This is a genomic window from Arthrobacter sp. 2MCAF15 (assembly GCF_052115605.1).
GTDB lineage: Bacteria > Actinomycetota > Actinomycetes > Actinomycetales > Micrococcaceae > Arthrobacter.
The window spans coordinates 1-17,891 of sequence record NZ_JBFRGZ010000009.1 but is presented as its reverse complement, the minus strand read 5'-3'; the positions used below and the strand labels follow the sequence as shown (position 1 = coordinate 17,891).

Below are 17,891 nucleotides of genomic sequence, written 5' to 3'. Positions count from 1 at the left end.
TTAGCCGTTTCGGTTAGCCGGCGTCGACGTCGTCCGCTCCGTGCTTGGCGGCCGCCTGCTGAACCACTGCCTCGAGCTCGTCGGAGGTCAGCAGCTCCGGGTGCAGGTGCTTGGTCCGGTAACCGGCCCGGCCCACCATGTGGGCCGATACGGGGACGGTCAGCAGCTGGAAGAGCCACGCCACCACCAGCACGGGCCACACCCACCAGGTGCGCATCTGCAGGCCAAGGGCCGCCAGCAGCAGGAACAGTCCCAGGACCTGCGGTTTGGTGGCGGCATGCATCCTGCTCATGAGGTCCGGGAAGCGCAACAGCCCGACTGCGGCGCCGAGGGACATGAGGGCGCCGGTCACCATGAACACGGCCGAGACGGAGTCGATCACTGTGTCAGGATTCACGGACGCTCTCCCTCCGGTCGGCCACGAACCGGGCGAAGGTGACCGAGCCGACGAAGCCGATCAGGGAGATCGCCACGAGCAGCATCAGGTTGTTCAGGTGCCGGTTGGCGGCCATGTCGATGCACAGGGCCGCGCCGAAGATGGCCAGCAGCACGTCGGCGGCGAGGACACGGTCCAGCAGTGAGGGGCCCCGCGCGATCCGGATGATCGCCCCCAGTGCGGCGAGGGAAAGTACGACGGCGGTCACCGTCAGGACGATCTGCATCATGCGGTGACCTCCTGGGTAAGGGCGGAGAGTTCGTCTTTGGAGCCCATGATCCTGATCAGCCCGGCCTCGGTGTCCCGGACCTCCTTGCGCAGCTTGGCCGCGTCCTGGGCGTTGCGGACGTTGATGCCGTGGATGTAGAGCGTGGACGTGGACCTGTCCACCTCCACCACAAGGGATCCCGGAATCAGGGAGATCACGTGCCCGGTGGCCGTGACCAGGAGGTCGGAATGGCTCCGCAGCGGCACGGCGACGATTGCGCTGACGACTTTGGGGCCACGGACCACGGCGAGGTACAGGACCTGGAAACTGGCCGCGACGACTTTTGCCAGGAAGATGAGGACGAAGGGGACGGCGCGGAGCACGTTGAAGCGGCCGCCGAGCTCCACCGGGGGCAGGTAGAAGATGCGTGCCACGAGCACGGCGATGAGGGCCCCGAAGAGGAGATTGCCGGGGCTGAAGTTCTGCCATAGTGCGCCCCAGACGAAAACCAGCCACACCAGCAGCGGCAGTTCCTGGCGCAGCGAGATCCTTTTCCGGCTCATTTCCCGCCGCCCTGCTCCTGGACCTGGCCGGGCTGGGCCTGCCCCGGCTGGACCGGGCCCGGCACCGGCGGCACCGGTGCGTCCTGGCCCAGCACGGCATGGATGTAGGGGGACCTGTCCAGCATCTCCGCGGCGGACTGGTCTGCCACCCTGAACAGCGGTCCGGCAAAGACCGTCAGGGCCACGCCAAAGACCACCAGGCCCAGGGTGGAGCCCACCATGGTGCGCGGCAGCAGGGTCACATTCGCCCGGCCGGCCCGGTCCCCGGTGGCGGAGTCCGCCGGGGCCGCCAGGAGCACCGGATCGGGGTGTTCGGCGTCCTCGGGCTTGCGCCAGAACGCCCGGTTCCAGACCCTCGCGATCGCCAGCAGGGTCAGCAGGCTGGTCAGCACGCCGCCGATCACCAGGGCGTAGGCCAGCGGAGTGCCCAGCTCGACGCCCGCCTGAAGGAGCCCCAGCTTGCCCAGGAAGCCCGAGAACGGCGGGATGCCGGCCAGGTTCATGGCGGGGATGAAGAACAGGACTCCCAAAACCGGGGAGAGTTTGGCCAGTCCGGCCACGCGGTCCATGGACGAGCTGCCGCCGCGGCGTTCAATCAGGCCGGTCACCAGGAACAGGCTGGTCTGGATGGTGATGTGGTGGGCCACGTAGAAGACCGCGGCGCCCAGGCCGGCCACCGTGGACATGGCCAGGCCAAAGACCATGTAGCCAATGTGGCTGACCAGGGTGAAGGACAGGAGCCTCTTGATGTCACTTTGGGCCAGGGCGCCAAGGATGCCCACCACCATCGTCAGCAGCGCAGCGACCATGAGCGGGGCGTTGAGCGCGTCGCCCGGGAAGAGCAGCGTCTCCGTGCGGACCATCGCATAGACGCCCACCTTGGTCAGCAGCCCGGCAAACACGGCGGTGACCGGGGCCGGGGCCGTGGGGTAGGAGTCAGGGAGCCAGAAGGACAGCGGGAACACGGCGGCCTTGATGCCGAAGGCCACCAGCAGCATGACGTGCAGCAGCGTCCGGGTGCCCTGGTCCAGGTCCCCGAGCTTGATGGCGAGGTCCGCCATGTTGATGGTTCCGGTGGCGCCGTAGACCATGGCGATCGCGATCAGGAACAGGACCGAGGACACGACCGAGACCACCACGTAGGTCACGCCGGCCCGGATGCGCGGGCCCGTTCCGCCGAGGGTGATGAGCACGTAGCTGGCCGTCAGCAGGATCTCAAAGCCGACGTAGAGGTTGAAGAGGTCCCCGGAGAGGAAGGCGTTGGACACCCCGGCCACCAGGATCAGGTACGTCGGGTGGAAGATCGAGACGGGCGCGTCACGGTCGCCGTCGGCCATGCCCTGTCCCGTGGCGTAGATCAGCACCGCAAGGCTCACGGCCGAGGACACCACAAGCATGAGCGAGGAGAACTGGTCCACCACGAGCACGATGCCCCAGGGCGGCAGCCATCCGCCGATGTTCACGGCGGTTGTCCCGCCGTCCCAGACGGAGGCCAGCAGCCAGCATTCCAGCAGCAGGGTCAGCGACAGGAGGGCGATGCTGACCGCACGCTGGGCACGGGGGTAGCGGATCAGCAGGAACGTCAGGGCGGCGCCCAGGATGGGGAGTACGACGGCGAGCGGGGCAAAGCTGGCGATGTTCACTCTCCGCCTCCTTCCTGTCTGGGGTCCGGTCTGTGGCCCGGTCTGGGGTCAACGTTGAGGGAGCCGGGCTGTTCTTCGGAGGCGGCCTTGTCGGCCCGCACGGGGCGGTCGCCGGACATGACCGCGGCGCTGCTCCCTGCCCCGGCACCGGCAGGTGTACCGGCGGCCGTGGCCGCGGGGCCCGTGCCCGTGCCTGCGCCTGTGCCTGTGCCGTCGGAGCCGACCATGGCCAGCGGGAACTCCGAGGTCTCGACCGGGATCACGGAGTCGTCCTCGGCATCGAAGCTCGGCGTTTCCGCGACGCGGCGGTCCTCGGCGTCGTCCTGGATTTCGTCCTGGCGGGCCAGGACCCAGGTCCGGTAGATGATGCCCAGCATGAACGAGGTAACGGCGAAGGAAATGACGATCGAGGTAAGGATCAGGGCCTGCGGCAGGGGATCGTTGTAATCCCCGGCCGGGATGCCCTTCTCGAACATCGGCGCCAGCCCGGAGTAGCCGCCGGTGGCGAGGATCAGCAGGTTGGTGGCGTTGGCCAGCAGCATCAGGCCCAGCAGCACCCTTGTGAGGCTGCGTTCAAGGATCAGGTAGATGCCGCAGGCGTAGAGCGCCCCCATGACCGTCAGCAAGGTCAGATTGACGCTCATGATCTCCCCTTGGCAGCAGTTTCGGTGTCGGTATTTTCCGCGACAGCATCTTCCGCTTCGGCATTTTCCGCTTCGGGTGCCGCATCCGCGAGGCCGCCGGCGGCCTCCCGGTCTTCGGACGGTTCGGGCTGTTCCTCGAAGTGTTCATCGATCTCGGCGCCCAGGCTGCGCAGCACGTCCAGGGCAAGACCCACCACCACGATGTAGACGCCGATGTCGAAGATGGTGGAGGTGACGAACTTGATGTCGCCAAAGACGGGCAGCCACAGCTCCACGATCGCGCTCTGGAACACCTGGCCGCCCAGCAGCAGCGGCGTCATCCCGGCGGCCGCGGCCGTGGCCAGGCCGATCCCCAGCAGCGTGCCGGCGCCGACGGGAGTGGCTTCGCGAAGTTCGAAGCGGCCGCCGGCGAGGTAGCGGATGGTCAGGGCGAGGCCGGCGGTGAGGCCACCGGCGAAGCCGCCACCGGGCAGGTTGTGGCCGGCCAGGAGCAGATAGATGGAGAACACGATCATCGAGTGGAAGATGAGGCGGGTGACCACCTCGAAGATGATCGAGCGGCGTTCCGGCGCGAGGGTCCGGCCGGCCACCAGCCAGGCGTCCCGGGTGGCGGCGGCGAACCGCCGGTTCATCGCCAGGGCGGCGTCATCGCGGGTGCTGCCCCTGGCCCCGGCACGCCGGCCGACAGTGCCTTCCGCGACGGACGCGGACGCCCGGATGCGGTCGCCGCGGCCGCGGACGAAGATGAGGCTGGCCACGCCGGTGGCGGCCAGGGCCAGGACCGAGATCTCGCCAAAGGTGTCCCAGGCCCGGATGTCCACCAGGGTCACGTTGACGACGTTGAGGCCGCCGCCGCCCTCGTAGGCCAGCTGCGGGAACTGCAGGGAAACCGGCGGCACCACCCGGGCGCCGAGGGCGTGGATGGCCACGAAAATCATGGTGACGCCGAAGGCCAGGCCGATCACCACCCGGATGACCCGGTATTTCCCGCCGGTGCGGTCGCGCAAGCCCGCGGGAAGGCTCCGCATGGCCAGCACGAACGCCACCAGGATGATGGTTTCGACCAGCATCTGGGTCAGTGCAAGGTCCGGTGCGCCCTGCAGCGCGAACATCAGGGCAATGCCGTAGCCGGTGACCGAGACCATCAGGACAGCCAGGAAGCGTTTGTTGGCGCGCACCGCGGCGAGCGCCCCGATCACGATACCGGCTCCGGCCACCAGCTGCAGCGGCGAGCCGGGATCAATGAAGTACATATTCGGCGGCAGCGGCTTGTTGGCCAGCAGCAGCGCAGTCAGCGGCAGGACGAACGCCACGGTCAGGATCACGGAGAGGTAGAAGAACAGCGAACCACGCTGGGTCCGTCCGGTGATCCAGACGGCGGTGTCGTCGAGGGCGCCGATCGTTTGCTGGTAAGCACGGTCGGCGTCGATCCAGCCCGGCACCCTCGACTGCACCCTGGACACGGCGTTGCGTCCGTAGAACATGGCCAGGCCCAGGGCGAACGTCAGCGCGGTCAGGCCCAGGGCCGGGGTAATGCCGTGCCACAGCGCCAGGTGCCCGGGCGAGGACGTGGCGCCGCCGGCAGCGGAGCCGTCCACAAAGAGCGCCGCATAGGGCTGGACCCAGCCGTCGACCGGGACGGGCCATAGTCCGTAGAGGATCGTCAGGAAGCTCAGGATCGCCGGCGCGGCCAGGAAAGCCGGGGTGATCGGCTTGAAGGGTGTCGGCTCCACGCCGGGCTTGAGGGCGAAGGCGCCCCACATGAACCGGGCGCTGTAGGCGAAGGTCAGGACGGAACCCACCACCAGGCCTGCCAGCAGCCAGGGCCCGGTTCCGGATTCGGAGCTGTAGTGCACAAAGGCCTCGAACACGGACTCCTTGGCAACGAAGCCGGCCAGCGGGGGGATGCCCGCCATCGAGGCCGTGCCGATCGCCGCCACGATCGCCAGCGCCCGGGCCGAGCCGTAAACGCCGGAGAGCTCGCGGATGTCGCGGGTCCCGGACTGGTGGTCGATGATGCCCACCACCAGGAAGAGGGTGGCCTTGAAGAGTGCGTGGGCCACGAGCAGGGCGAGCCCGGCCAGCGCGGCCTCGGGGGTGCCGAGGCCCATCACCATGGTCAGGAAGCCCAGCTGGCTCACGGTGCCGTAGGCGAGGATGAGCTTGATGTCGGTTTGCCGGAGGGCCCGGTAGCCGCCCACCAGCATGGTGGTCAGGCCCAGGCCGAGCACGATCGGCAGCCACGGCGGGGCGTCGGCGAATCCGGGTGCCAGGCGGGCCACAAGATAGATCCCGGCCTTCACCATGGCGGCGGCGTGCAGGTAGGCGCTTACGGGTGTGGGCGCGGCCATCGCGCCGGGGAGCCAGAAGTGGAAGGGCACCAGGGCGGATTTGGTGATCGCACCGATCAGGATAAGGACGACGGCGGCGCTCACGGCTCCCCCGGCCGGGCCGGCGAGCAGGGCGGGGGCCTCGTCCAGGATGGCCTGGATCCGGTAGGTGCCGGCGGTTGAACCGAGAATGATGAGCCCCACGAGCATGGCCAGCCCGCCGGCGGTGGTCACCACGAGGGCCTGCAGCGCGGAGCGCCGGGCCGAGAGCCGGGTGCGGGCATAGCCGATCAGCAGGTAGGACAGCACCGTGGTGAGTTCCCAGAAGATGAACATCAGGAGGAGGTCATCGGCGGTGACCAGGCCGAACATGGCACCGGCGAAGGCCAGGAGCTGGGCGCCGAACCCGCCGAGGGAGTCGTCCTTGTCACTGAAATACCGGGCGCAGTACACCAGCACCAGCGCGCCCACGCCCAGAATCAGCAGGGACATGACCCAGGCCAGGGCATCCATCCGGAAGGCGAGATCCAGCTGCAGCCCGGGAATCCAGGGCACCACTTCGGTGATCGCCCCGGTGGAATCGCCCGCGTCTGAATAAATTGCGTCGTGCTGCAGGACCAGCCAGATAAAGGAGCCCGCGGGGACCGCGGCGAGGGCGAAGAACGCGTTCCTGCCAAACTTTCGGAACAGCAGCGGGGCCACAGCAGCCACCGCAAACAGCACGGCAAGGACTGTGATCACTGGTGTCTCCGCAACGTCAGAATTTCGATTGTCAGCAAGTTGGAGCAGGCGGTTCATTTGTTAGGTTCGGTGCCGACAGTTTACCAAGCGTGTACAAATTCTTTTGGCCCGGACGCCGTTCACCGGACAATTCGTAGCAAAAACGAGACCGCAGCCAAACAATGCGTCGCAAGTCCCGCCGTTGGCCCGCCCTGCCGCCCCTCGAAGGACACCCCGGGCGGCTACCATTCAGGCTATGAACACTGCCGCCGCCCCAGAGGCCACGCGAGAGTCGGAACTGGAATCGGGAAGTCCTGTCTCGCGCAAGGGCCGGATCCTGGCGTGGGCGGCCTGGGACTGGGGTTCTGCCGCCTTCAACGCCGTCATGACGACGTTCGTTTTCACCGTCTACCTGACCTCCAAAGCCTTCGGCGGGGAAGACCAGGCCTCGGCGGTCCTGGGCGCGGCGCTGGCCGTCGCCGGCGCAGCCGTCGCCCTGCTGGCCCCGGTCACCGGGCAGCGCTCGGACACCGGCGGCCGGCGCAAGCTGTGGCTGGGAGTCAACACGGCCGCCGTCGCGCTCCTGACCGGGCTGTGCTTCTTCGTCTTCCCCCGGCCGGACTTCCTGATCCTCGGCGTCACCCTGATCGCGCTGGGCAACGTCTTCTTCGAATTCGCGGGCGTCAACTACAACGCCATGCTCGCCCAGATCTCCACACCGCGGAACATCGGAAAGGTGAGCGGCTTCGGCTGGGGCATGGGATATCTCGGCGGCATCGTGGCACTGCTGATCGTGCTCCAGCTCTTTGTCCAGCCCAGCTTCGACTGGTTTGGCGCCTCAACCGCGGACAGCCTGAACATCAGGCTCGTGGCGGTGTTCTCGGCCCTGTGGTTCTTCATCTTTGCCTTGCCCGTGCTGTTCGCGGTGCCGGAAGTGCCACGCGCCGAACGGGGCGCCGGCCTGGGATTCCTCGCCTCCTATGGCCTGCTTTTCCGGCGGATCAAGGCCATCTACCGGACCAGCCCGCACACCATCTACTTCCTTCTCGCCAGCGCGATCTTCCGGGACGGGCTGGCCGCCGTCTTCACCTTTGGCGGGGTGATCGCGGCCGGCACCTTCGGCTTCGAGCTCAAGGACGTCATCTTCTTCGCGATCTTCGGAAACGTGGTGGCCGCCGTCGGCGCCATCTTCGGCGGCTTCCTGGACGACAGGGTCGGGCCCAAGGCCGTGATCATCGTGTCCCTCGCCGGCCTGCTGGTCGCGGGCACCGCAATCCTGGTGCTCGGCAACGACACCCACGAGTTCCTGGGCATGACCTGGACCGGGACCACCACGTTCTGGATTTTCGGCCTGTTGCTGTGCCTCTTTGTGGGGCCGGCCCAGTCCTCCTCCCGCGCCTACCTCGCCCGGCTCGCCCCGCACGGCGAATCCGGCGAACTCTTCGGCCTCTACGCCACGACGGGCCGGGCCGTGAGCTTCCTGGCCCCGGCCCTGTTCACCCTGTGCATCGCCGTGGCCACGCCGTTCGTGGCCACCGGGGAGGCCCAGCGCTGGGGCATCATGGGCATCATGGTGGTGCTGCTCGCGGGCCTGCTGGTGCTCCTGCCGGTCAAGGCCCCGGACAAGACCGAAATCGCCGTCGTCCCGGCGGCCTGAGGCGGCCGAAAATCCTGTTCGCACACTAGGCTGATGTTATGAACGTGGATGAGACGGACCTCCCCGGCCTCGGCCGGCGCAAGGACTTCATGACTGCCTCCGGACGCCGGATCGGCGTGGTCGAGTACCGGGAGGGCCAGAGCGAACTCATCGTCTCGACCTGGGACGATCCGGACACATGCCAGGCCTCCATCCCGCTTACCGCGGACGAGGCCGCCACCTTGGGCAACCTCCTGGGCGGCCAGCGCATTGCCATGCAACTTTCAGAGGCCCACCGGGAAATCCCGGGCATCGTGACCCGGCAGTTTTCGATCAGCGCCGAGTCACCCTTCCAGAACCAGCCGATGGGCAAGGCATGCATCCGGACCCGCAGCGGGGTCTCGATCGTGGCCATCATGCGCGAAGGGGAGGTCCTGCCCTCGCCGGGACCCGACGTCGTCCTTCACCCCGGTGACCTCCTCGTTGCGGTGGGAACGCAAGAAGGCCTGGACACGGCGGCCGGCATCCTTCGTAACGGATAAGCGGCATGGATCCGCTCGCCCTGACCCTGATCGAGCTGGGGGCTGTCGTCTTCTGTCTCGGCCTGCTGGCCAGACTGGCCGGGCGGATCGGGATGTCCCCCATCCCGCTTTATCTGGTGGGCGGCCTCTTCTTCGGGGCCGGCGGCCTGGTCAAACTTGAAGGCATGCACGAGTTCGCCCATCTGTCCGGCGAGATCGGCGTGATCCTCCTCCTGCTTATGCTTGGCCTGGAATATACGGCAGCCGAGCTTGTCACCGGCCTGCGGAGGTCCTGGCAGGCCGGGGTCCTGGACCTGCTGCTCAATTTCCTGCCCGGCGCAGGGCTCGCGGTGATGCTGGGCTGGGGCGTCGTGGGAGCCATGGTGATGGGCGGCGTGACCTACATTTCATCCTCCGGGATCGCGGCCAAGGTGATCACCGATCTCGGCCGGATCGGCAACCGGGAAACCCCGGTGGTTCTGGCCATCCTGGTCTTCGAGGACCTGGCCATGGCCGTGTACCTGCCGGTTCTGACCGCCACGCTGGCCGGCGTCAGCTTCCTGATGGGCCTGCAGACCGTCGGCATCTCGCTGGCCGTCGTCACCCTGGTGCTGGTGGTGGCCCTGCGGCACGGCCACCACGTATCCAAGGCCGTGCACAGTGAGAATTCCGAGGTCTTCCTGCTCAACCTGCTGGGAGCGGCGCTGCTCGTGGCAGGGCTCGCCGCCGCCATGCAGGTCTCCGCCGCAGTGGGCGCGTTCATGCTCGGCATCGCGATTTCCGGCGCCACGGCCCACAGCGCCACCCGCGTCCTGGAGCCGCTCCGGGACCTCTTCGCCGCGATCTTCTTTGTTGTCTTTGGCCTCAACACGGACCCCCGGTCCATCCCGCCGGTCCTGGGCTGGGCACTGCTGCTGGCCGTGGTGACGGCGGCCACCAAGGTGCTCACCGGGTTCTGGGCGGCGAAAAAGGCAGGGATTGGCATTCCGGGCCGTTTCCGCGCGGGGGCCGCCCTGATCGCCCGCGGCGAGTTCTCGATTGTGATCGCCGGCCTGGCCGTGGCCTCCGGCGTGGTGGCCTCGGAGCTGGCAGCCCTCGCCACCGCCTATGTCCTGATCATGGCGATTGTGGGGCCGCTGGCCGCCCGCTTCGTGGAGCCGCTCGTCCGGCTCGTGCGCCGTCCCGTGAGACGGCCGGAAGTCCGGACCACCGGGCAGGCATAGGGCTGATTCAGAGGGTCCGAGCCCGCCGAATCAGCGGCCCCGCGCCCTAGATTTTCGTGAGGTGGAAATTCTGGTGGCTGCGGCTCGCAGTGGGGCCGCGCTGGCCCTGGTAGCGGTTGCCGTACTCACCCGAACCGTAGGGGAACTCCGCCGCAGAGGAAAGCCGGAAGAAGCACAGCTGGCCGATCTTCATGCCCGGCCACAGCTTGATGGGCAGGGTGGCCATGTTGGACAGCTCCAGCGTCACGTGGCCGGAAAATCCGGGGTCGATGAAACCCGCCGTGGAGTGGGTCAGGAGACCGAGCCGGCCGAGCGAGGACTTGCCCTCGAGGCGGGCCGCAATGTCGTCCGGCAGCGTCACGGTCTCGTAAGTGGAGCCAAGAACGAACTCCCCCGGGTGCAGGATGAACGGCTCGCCGGACTCCACTTCCACCAGGCGGGTCAGCTCGGGCTGCTCCTCGGCGGGGTCAATGTGGGCGTATTTGTGGTTGTCGAACAGCCGGAAGAATTTGTCGATCCTTACGTCCACCGAGGACGGCTGGACCATGGCGGGCTCGAACGGTTCGAGGACAATCCGCTGGGAGTCAATTTCGGTTCGAATGTCGCGGTCGGAGATCAGCACAAGTTCAAAAATACCGCACGGCGCCCGGCACGGCTTCACGGGCGCTGCACGGACGGGCGCGGCCGCCCAGTGTTACTTTCCCGGCGCCGGCGCCTGCCACTCGGCGCCGACCCTTTTATTCCGCAACGGGCATATCTTCGAGGACGGTTTTGAGCCGCTCGAGCTGGCCCACCTCGGCCTTCATCCGCCGGCGGAACGGGTTGGTCACCCGGACCATGAATCCCTTGGGTTCGTAGTTCAGGGCGAACCGGACCCGCGTGTTGGGACCCTCGGTGCTCAGGTAGTAGCCTCCGTGCGGCCGGGCCGGTCCGACGATGACCTGGTACTGGATCTCGGCCCCCGTCCGGGCCTCGATGATTTCGAAGTCCGCCGCCACGGGGCGCCCGCCGGGCCCGGCAATCGTCTGCCGGTACACGGCACCTTTGGCACCGGCGGCGCCGGAGAGCAGCTGCACGCTCCGCACGCCTTCGCGCCACAGGGGCAGATGGCCCGGGTCCAGGAGGAAGTTGTACACACTCAGGGCGTCACGGTGGATGATGACGTCGTACTCTGCGAATGCCACGAAATTCCTTGCTCGGCGGAGGGCAAAATGGGCGTAGCCCGCTTCCCCCGAACTGCGGCTAACCATTTCAGGATAGACAGCACGGCCTGCCAGTTCCGCAGCGACCCAGGGCCTTTACCGAAGAGTTACGGGGCCGAAGAATCCCCCTCAGATGCCGGCTAACCGAGTTTGGTGACGGCGTACTCGTCAAAGCGCACGATGACGGGAGTGTTCAAGGCTGTGCTCGAAACGTACGTTACGAGGCCCGTGGTGCCAGCTGCCTGCAGCGCCAGTTCCGCATCGGTGGTCGAAATCTGCCATGCGGCCGGCTCGGTTGCGCCCACTTTCCAGACTTTGGCCCTGAACTGCGTCGGAGTGGTTCCCGTGACCTGCACTCTCACCTGCAACTGATCGGCCACCGTATAGGTCAGGCCCGCTATTGCCTTCGACACCAGTGACGAGGTTGCCCCGTTGATCAGTTTGGTGGCCTCGAGGGTCACACTACCGGTTGCCGAGACCTTGACCTTGGCGGCATATTCGCCAACAGTTCCTACGTGGCGCCCGACGACGCTGATTGACGTTCCTCCGCCGTTCGCCACCTTAGTGAGGGATAGCTTGACGGAAGTTTCGGCGGAGCTTGACGACACACCATTCAGGTAGGCAGCCGGACCAGCGGCCGGCTTTGTCAGCGTCACGCTGCCTAGCCCATTGCCCACCGAGAAGTAGGAGGCCGAACCGTTCAAGGTCCATGGGCCGCCCCGATCGGCGCTGCCCCAACCTGCGGCAACGGACCGCCCAAAACCATCCTGGGCCAGAATTTGGTTTCCGGCAGCGGTGACTGTGACGGGATGGGTTGCCGAGGCACTTGCGCCTCTGTTGTCCGTGACGGTCAGTTTCACCTGGTAGGTCCCGGCCGCCGCGTAGTTGTGCGCCGGCTTAACGCCGGTGCCCGCCGTCGACCCGTCACCGAAATCCCAGCCGTACGAAGCCACCGTGCCATCCGGATCCGAGGACCCCGAGCCGTCGAACGACGCCGCCAGGTTCACCGCCGAGGAGGTAAAAGCCGGTGCGGGCGGCTGATTCAAGGATGCCCAGATGCTGGTTATGGGAGTGGCAGACACAGTGTTTCCGTTCGACCCCAGCCCGTAAGCTTCCTGCAGGGTACGCAATACGTTGTAGTGGTCGGTCCGGTCCGGATACTGTCCCTGCCGAACGCGCTGTCCGCTAAAGATGGTCGCAATTTGGTTCGTGGCATCGCCCTCATCCCACGTCAGGATCAACAGGCTGTTGTGCTGCCCGGCCCACGTTGCGTAGGCACCCAAATTGCCCTGCAGCCAGGTGTCCGCCTGGGCGATCGTTCCGTCATGCATATCGTTCTGCAGGTTGGGAATGACAAACGACACGGTGGGCAGAGTTGTGTAGTCGGTCGGGATGGCCGTCAGTGGCTGATTGACTGCCGCTGGCAGCGACGGGAAGTTCGTCCAAGGGCTGTGCTTGCGGGCATACGCACCGCTGGTACAACCCATGAAACCGACGCTTGGCAGGGACTCGGAATACCCGACAAAGCTCAGCTGCTTGGCATTTAGCTGGCCGGCCAGGTTGGTCGCCGAATATGTATTAGGGCAGCTGTCGTCTGTCAGACCTTGAGTGGCACCCGAGAAAAGCGCGAGATAGTTCGGCTCACTCGGATGCGTCACGCCAAATGACTGTGTCATCAAGGCTCCGTTCGAAGCCAGCGAATTGATGTACGGGGCGTCGGGGTTTCCGATTATTGACGCCGCGGATTCATTCTCCATGACCACAACCACCACGTGGTCGGGTCGGGGAACAGTTCCCGCCGCGGCTATCGCGGCGGGGTTCGTCACCGAGGCCGTGGCCCCCTTGTCGTCCGTGACCGTCAGTTTCACCTGATAGGTCCCGGCCGCCGCGTAGTTGTGGGCCGGCTTCACCCCGGCACTCGCCGCTGACCCGTCACCGAAGTCCCAGCTATACGAAGCAACTGAGCCGTCCGGATCCGAGGACCCCGAGCCGTCGAACGACGCCACCAGGTCAGCGGACGACGTCGTGAACGCAGCCGCCGGTGGCTGATTTTGTACGACGATTACCGGATTCGTCACCGAGGCCGTGGCCCCCTTGTCGTCCGTGACCGTCAGTTTCACCTGATAGGTCCCGGCCGCCGCGTAGTTGTGGGCCGGCTTCACCCCGGCACTCGCCGCTGACCCGTCACCGAAATCCCAGCTATACGAAGCAACTGAGCCGTCCGGATCCGAGGACCCCGAGCCGTCGAACGACGCCACCAGGTCAGCGGACGACGTCGTGAACGCAGCCGCCGGTGGCTGGTTGGGAGCAATCCCGCCGCCGCCGATCGCGTGGTGGCTTGCCACAACGTCTGCGGACAATTCAGTCGGGTAAATGGCGACTTCGTCGATCAGGCCGGAGAAGTAAGGCTGGGGACCCCACGTATTATCGCTTCCGACCCTCCAGTAGCCGTCATAGGCCTGCGCCTGGGTCTGGGGGTTGGTGCCGACTAGGGCACCATCAACGTACAGCTTCATGCCGTCCGTGGCTTGTGTCGCCACCAAGTGGTGCCACCGGCCATCGTTGTAGCCGTTCGGCGAAGTGACCGTGTTTGGGTTTCCGGTCCAGACTCCGAAAGTGAGCCGGCCGTCGTTCTCCATGTAGACGTGCCGGTCGTAGCCGCTGGACAGGCCGGTCGCCGCGTTCCCGAATCCGATCAGCTTGCCGCCATTGGTCGTCGTGGTGTTGAACCAGAGCTCCTCCGAATATGTTGTGGGATTGCTGAACTGCGCATTGCTGGAGAGAAGGCCGGAGTTCCCGTCGAAGCTGGCCGCGGTATTGGCGGTTCCTGCTACAGCCCCGGGGGCGCCGAGCGTCACTCCGCTGACGTAGGATCCCGAGTTTCCATTGACGCCGCTGTCGGCCGCGATAGAGCCGTTGGTTTCCCCGAGCCTCCAGTAAAGATCGGGACCTGCGTCGAAGACCGCTTTGCCGTAGGCGTCCGCGGGTGCCACCGGGACGTCCAACGTCCGCCCCGAGGCGGTGAAATGGCCCTGGACTTGCTGAAGGGTGAGGACCGAGGGGTAAAGCGAGACATCGTCGATGCTTCCCTGGAAGTAATTGCTGGCCGGACCATTGGGCCAACCGCCCAGGTTGTCCCCACCAACACGCCAGTACCCCGAGTAGGCCTGTCCCGATGTGACATCGGACCGGTGGCCGACCCGCTTCCCGTCCACGTAGAGGGCCATCCCCGTCGTTCCGAGGCTTGCCACGATTTGGTGCCACTGGCCGTCGTTGTAGGTGCCGCTGCTGTTGAGCGTCTGCACGCCTCCGGGGTAGACGCCAAACCAGATATGCCCTGCATTGTCCATGTAGACGTGGCGGTCATAGCTGCCCGAATCCCCCGTGGCACTTGACCCGAAGCCAACGATCTTGCCGCCACTTGTGGAGGTTGTGTTGATCCACGACTCGACCGTGAACGTGTCCGGCCCGGGGACAGGAGTCTGGGTTGAGGCGAAGCCGGCGCTGGTTCCATCGAAGGTGGAGGCCTTGTCCGAATCACCAAGGATTGCTCCGCCGGCCCCGCCGCTGATGCCGGTTCCCGGGGCGAGGTCGTTCCAGCCTGCCCAATCGACCACGCTGCTGCCGCTGGCCTGGTCCAGCCGCCAAAAGTCCAGCGAGCCGTCGTTGAGAACCTTGGTGGCGTAGTTACTGACGGCGCCCGATGCGGCCACCGTGATGGTCACGCTGTCAGACTTGGCGATGTTTCCGAACGGGTCGCTGGCGAATACGCGGTACGTGTGGGTGGATCCGGGCACCAGTCCGGAGTCTATGTATCCCATGCCCGGACGGCTCCAGAAGGTTGACTCCTGCGTTGTCGTATAGATCGGGGCTGCGGTCTTGTTGTCGCGAATCACCTGATAGGTCAGGTGCTCATTGTCCCGGTCCCAGTCGGCCTGCCAGGAGAGCCGGGCGGTCCCTGCTGCTGTCGAGATCACCGAAGGGTTGAGCTTGGCTCCCGTGACCCGGGGCCCCTCCTTGTTCGGGGCTATTTCCTTCACGGCGAACCGCACCAGCCCCTGCTGTGCCGAACTGTTGACGTTCTTGAACTCGCCTCCCATCACCACGTACTGGGAGTTTCCGCTCACGGCCCACGGACCCTGGTTCTGGCCCGTTACCGTTCCCGTGTCGATGTCGGGAAACCAATTAAGGAGCGACGGTGACGGGTTCCCGGCGAAGTTGTAGTACCCATAGGGATCATCCGTGATGGTCCCCGTCGCGTCCTTGCCAAATGCCAGTCCGCGATGGAACCCCCAGGGGGTTGTCTGGGGGAAGCCGCCGATGTTGCCGCAGTAGTGCGAGTGGCCGACGGCATAGACCGCCGACGCGGCCGCGTAGACCCCATAAGTGTCCCCATGGCAGTCATCCACCCATTTGATGGCGCCGTCGCTCCAGTTCGCGGAAAACACGCCTTCCAGATTTCCTCCGGTGCCGAAGACATAGCCGGAGCCGTAGACGTTGGTGCTGTCCGAGGAAAGGCTAAGGATTGCCGCCTGCGAGCCTCCGTCCCGGATGAGGTTGTTCGCTCCAAACGGGAGCAGTGCGCCGATTGTTGAATCCACCGATCCGAGCCCATACCCAGGATTGGATGATCCGTTCAGGGTTGTGAACGCGCCCCCGATGACCACCTGCGTCTTGTCCGGAGACAGGACCAGGGCGTTGACTTTTCCGCCGGCGACCGGATGCCACGGGAGCAGCGCGCCGTCAGTGGGGCTGGCCGCCGCCAGGTTCTGCCGCGACGCCTGCCCGACCGCACCGAACAACCCGCCCATGTACACCGCGCTTGAGGTGGCGACGATAGCTCGAACAGAGGAAGCAACCTTCGGCAGGAAGCTGGTAATGAGTTGGCCGGTGGCCGCATTGAGGGCGGCCACACGCCACACGGTGGTGCCGTTGACCGCGGTGAAGTCCCCGCCCACATAGATGCGGGACCCATCTGGGGACGCAGCGACGGACAGGGCCTGCGCATTCAGGCTGGGAGCGAAAGAAGTGATCAGTGCGCCCGTGCGGATGTCGTAGGCAAGAATGTTGTTTCGTGGCACGGTGTTGGTGCCTGGGGCAGAACCGGCGGGTCGCGCGGTGCTGAACTTTCCGACCACATAGACCGTGTTGCCCACCACGAGCTGCTGCCACGCCACGCCATCAATCTGGGCGGTGGGCAGCGCATCAGCTGACACGGTCACCGGGGTTGCCGGGCTGGCGGGATCCACGGGAGCCGTATCCGCGGTAGCCGCGGGAACTGGCAGTATTGCGATCGCCACCATCATTGCGGACGACACGATCATCACAAACAATCCCTTGGCGGCCCGCAGCAAGGACGGCCTTGTCCGAGCCTTTGCCCGCTTGGTGGGTGGACAGTTTCCTTCCTGCCGCGGCTGCGCGGGAAAACTGTCGGACCTCTGCTCGATGCTCATGACTTCCCCTCCGACGTTGTGGCGGCACCGACGAAGGCCAAGATGGGTGACGTCGCCTGGTAGTTCAGATAGATGTGAACCTGGTCGCGCTGATCCGGCGGCACCAGGAAGACGTAAACGGCCGAGACGGTGGCCCCGGCCGCTGCGGACGCGGGAAACTTTGTTGCGCCAGGTCCGCTCAGCTGAAGGGCCGGGAGTTTGTCCGCTCCGGCCTCGACGTTGACAAATGCGTCCGCGAGCGGCACGGTCTGACCAGACTGGTTGCGGACTGAAACTGTAAAGCGAATGGCGGGGCCGGCAATCTCGCCGGGTCCTGTGGCCTCCCCGGTCACCGCTTCAATGCCGGCGACTGTGGCGGTCACGCCCGGCTGCAGCGCTGCTGCGCCGCCAAGGGCAACGGGTGCGGAAACGAGCTGCGGGCTGGCGGCAAGCTCCGCCTCGGACCTGCCCGTCAGGTCTGATGTGGCCGGCCCGGGAACCGCAGGTTCTCCGGGTGCCGGCCCGGCAATGGCTGGCGCTGGGTCTGTGGCCGGGGGTGTCGCATCCGCCGGCGGACGCGCAGTCGACGGCGGGGGCGCCGGGACGCCGCCGCGCGTCGTGTCCACCACGCTTGCTGGAGTTCCGGAGGCGGCCAGACCGGACCCCCAGACACCTCCGCCGATCACAATCGCCACCAGGACAAGTCCGATGGCAAACAGCTTCTTCCGTGTTTGCTGCCCGCGCCCGCCGCTCACGAGGTTGATCCACTTTCGCCCGGGATCTGGCCCCGTGCGCCGGCCAAGACAATGCACACTGCTGCACACCCAGGAGCTGCCTTCTTCACTTTTACCCCCACGAGCTACCTGCTTCGATGATCGAGACCGTGCTGAGACCATGCTGTTGATCGAGACCGCGAGACCACGCTGAGACCGAGACCGCGAGACCGTGCGGGAACTTGCCGAGACCTTCCACCGGCTGAGCCGGCTGTGATCTCCCAAGTAAAATCGATGACTGTAGGCCGCACACGAGTGTGCGCTACCCCTCCTTGATTTCCTGACCACTATCACCGGCGGCACGAAGTACGCGGATCTGAGACGTGACTACCTGTTAGACCGCGGATTTGGTCCCCGGCACCGTCTGTCGGCAAAAGTCCGTGCGGCCGGAGGCGGACACGGCACACAGCGCCCGCGGCCCCGTGTTTAACGAGCGTGCCAGACTGGGGTAATGTAAATCTCGTTGTTCACCGGGTTGTTTCACCGGGTTGTTTCACCGGGTTGTTTCACCGGGTTGTTTCACCGGGTTGTTTCACCGGGTTGTTTCACCGGGTTGTTTC

At 66.0% G+C, this 17,891-nt stretch carries 13 protein-coding genes; 3 read left to right on the top strand and 10 right to left on the bottom strand.

Annotation, left to right across the window (positions count from 1 at the left end):
- Window positions 1-13: 13 nt before the first annotated feature.
- The 6 genes from mnhG to AB4089_RS12025 are packed head-to-tail and all read right to left on the bottom strand — an operon-like array spanning window position 14 to window position 6,565.
- Window positions 14-397 (bottom strand): monovalent cation/H(+) antiporter subunit G, encoded by a 384-nt coding sequence (gene mnhG, locus AB4089_RS12050; protein ID WP_441409519.1) that lies wholly within the window; start codon window positions 395-397, stop codon window positions 14-16.
- Window positions 387-665: a monovalent cation/H+ antiporter complex subunit F gene (locus AB4089_RS12045; RefSeq protein ID WP_441409518.1), complete on the bottom strand. Its 279-nt coding sequence runs from the start codon at window positions 663-665 to the stop codon at window positions 387-389. Before AB4089_RS12045 ends, mnhG begins: the two co-directional genes overlap by 11 nt.
- Window positions 662-1,207: a Na+/H+ antiporter subunit E gene (locus AB4089_RS12040; RefSeq protein ID WP_441409517.1), complete on the bottom strand. Its 546-nt coding sequence runs from the start codon at window positions 1,205-1,207 to the stop codon at window positions 662-664. The genes AB4089_RS12045 and AB4089_RS12040 overlap by 4 nt, the downstream gene beginning before the upstream one ends.
- Window positions 1,204-2,850 (bottom strand): Na+/H+ antiporter subunit D, encoded by a 1,647-nt coding sequence (locus tag AB4089_RS12035; RefSeq protein WP_441409516.1) that lies wholly within the window; start codon window positions 2,848-2,850, stop codon window positions 1,204-1,206. Before AB4089_RS12035 ends, AB4089_RS12040 begins: the two co-directional genes overlap by 4 nt.
- Entirely contained in the window at window positions 2,847-3,494 is a 648-nt protein-coding gene (locus AB4089_RS12030; protein ID WP_441409515.1) for a Na(+)/H(+) antiporter subunit C, read from the bottom strand. Before AB4089_RS12030 ends, AB4089_RS12035 begins: the two co-directional genes overlap by 4 nt.
- Window positions 3,491-6,565 (bottom strand): Na+/H+ antiporter subunit A, encoded by a 3,075-nt coding sequence (locus AB4089_RS12025; protein WP_441409514.1) that lies wholly within the window; start codon window positions 6,563-6,565, stop codon window positions 3,491-3,493. Before AB4089_RS12025 ends, AB4089_RS12030 begins: the two co-directional genes overlap by 4 nt.
- Window positions 6,566-6,800: 235 nt before the next feature.
- Between AB4089_RS12025 and AB4089_RS12020 the strand changes: the two genes are divergently transcribed.
- The 3 genes from AB4089_RS12020 to AB4089_RS12010 are packed head-to-tail and all read left to right on the top strand — an operon-like array spanning window position 6,801 to window position 9,924.
- Window positions 6,801-8,201, top strand: a complete 1,401-nt coding sequence (locus AB4089_RS12020; protein WP_441409513.1) for an MFS transporter — start codon at window positions 6,801-6,803, stop codon at window positions 8,199-8,201.
- A 38-nt stretch (window positions 8,202-8,239) separates the two neighbouring features.
- Window positions 8,240-8,722, top strand: coding sequence for a cation:proton antiporter regulatory subunit (locus tag AB4089_RS12015; protein WP_441409512.1), 483 nt, complete (start codon window positions 8,240-8,242; stop codon window positions 8,720-8,722).
- A 5-nt stretch (window positions 8,723-8,727) separates the two neighbouring features.
- A complete protein-coding gene (locus tag AB4089_RS12010; RefSeq protein ID WP_441409511.1) occupies window positions 8,728-9,924 on the top strand; it encodes a cation:proton antiporter in 1,197 nt (398 codons plus the stop codon).
- Between the two features lie 46 nt (window positions 9,925-9,970).
- Here AB4089_RS12010 and dcd read toward each other — a convergent pair whose 3' ends face one another.
- The 4 genes from dcd to AB4089_RS11990 all read right to left on the bottom strand — a co-directional run bounded on the left by dcd (window position 9,971) and on the right by AB4089_RS11990 (window position 17,313).
- A complete protein-coding gene (gene dcd, locus AB4089_RS12005) occupies window positions 9,971-10,546 on the bottom strand; it encodes a dCTP deaminase (protein ID WP_441409510.1) in 576 nt (191 codons plus the stop codon).
- Window positions 10,547-10,661: 115 nt separating this feature from the next.
- A complete protein-coding gene (locus AB4089_RS12000; protein ID WP_441409509.1) occupies window positions 10,662-11,108 on the bottom strand; it encodes an SRPBCC family protein in 447 nt (148 codons plus the stop codon).
- A 158-nt stretch (window positions 11,109-11,266) separates the two neighbouring features.
- Window positions 11,267-16,450: a PKD domain-containing protein gene (locus AB4089_RS11995; RefSeq protein ID WP_441409654.1), complete on the bottom strand. Its 5,184-nt coding sequence runs from the start codon at window positions 16,448-16,450 to the stop codon at window positions 11,267-11,269.
- Window positions 16,451-16,575: 125 nt separating this feature from the next.
- On the bottom strand, window positions 16,576-17,313 hold the full coding sequence (locus AB4089_RS11990) for a hypothetical protein (protein WP_441409508.1): 738 nt from the start codon (window positions 17,311-17,313) through the stop codon (window positions 16,576-16,578).
- Between the last annotated feature and the right edge of the window lie 578 nt (window positions 17,314-17,891).

Bases quoted from the DNA above. Each gene is read 5' to 3' on its own strand.
- AB4089_RS11995 (WP_441409654.1), bottom strand. From the start codon at position 16,450: ATGATCGTGTCGTCCGCAATGATGGTGGCGATCGCAATACTGCCAGTT.
- AB4089_RS12015 (WP_441409512.1), top strand. From the start codon at position 8,240: ATGAACGTGGATGAGACGGACCTCCCCGGCCTCGGCCGGCGCAAGGAC.
- AB4089_RS12030 (WP_441409515.1), bottom strand. From the start codon at position 3,494: ATGAGCGTCAATCTGACCTTGCTGACGGTCATGGGGGCGCTCTACGCC.
- AB4089_RS12040 (WP_441409517.1), bottom strand. From the start codon at position 1,207: ATGAGCCGGAAAAGGATCTCGCTGCGCCAGGAACTGCCGCTGCTGGTG.
- AB4089_RS12010 (WP_441409511.1), top strand. From the start codon at position 8,728: ATGGATCCGCTCGCCCTGACCCTGATCGAGCTGGGGGCTGTCGTCTTC.
- AB4089_RS12045 (WP_441409518.1), bottom strand. From the start codon at position 665: ATGATGCAGATCGTCCTGACGGTGACCGCCGTCGTACTTTCCCTCGCC.
- AB4089_RS12020 (WP_441409513.1), top strand. From the start codon at position 6,801: ATGAACACTGCCGCCGCCCCAGAGGCCACGCGAGAGTCGGAACTGGAA.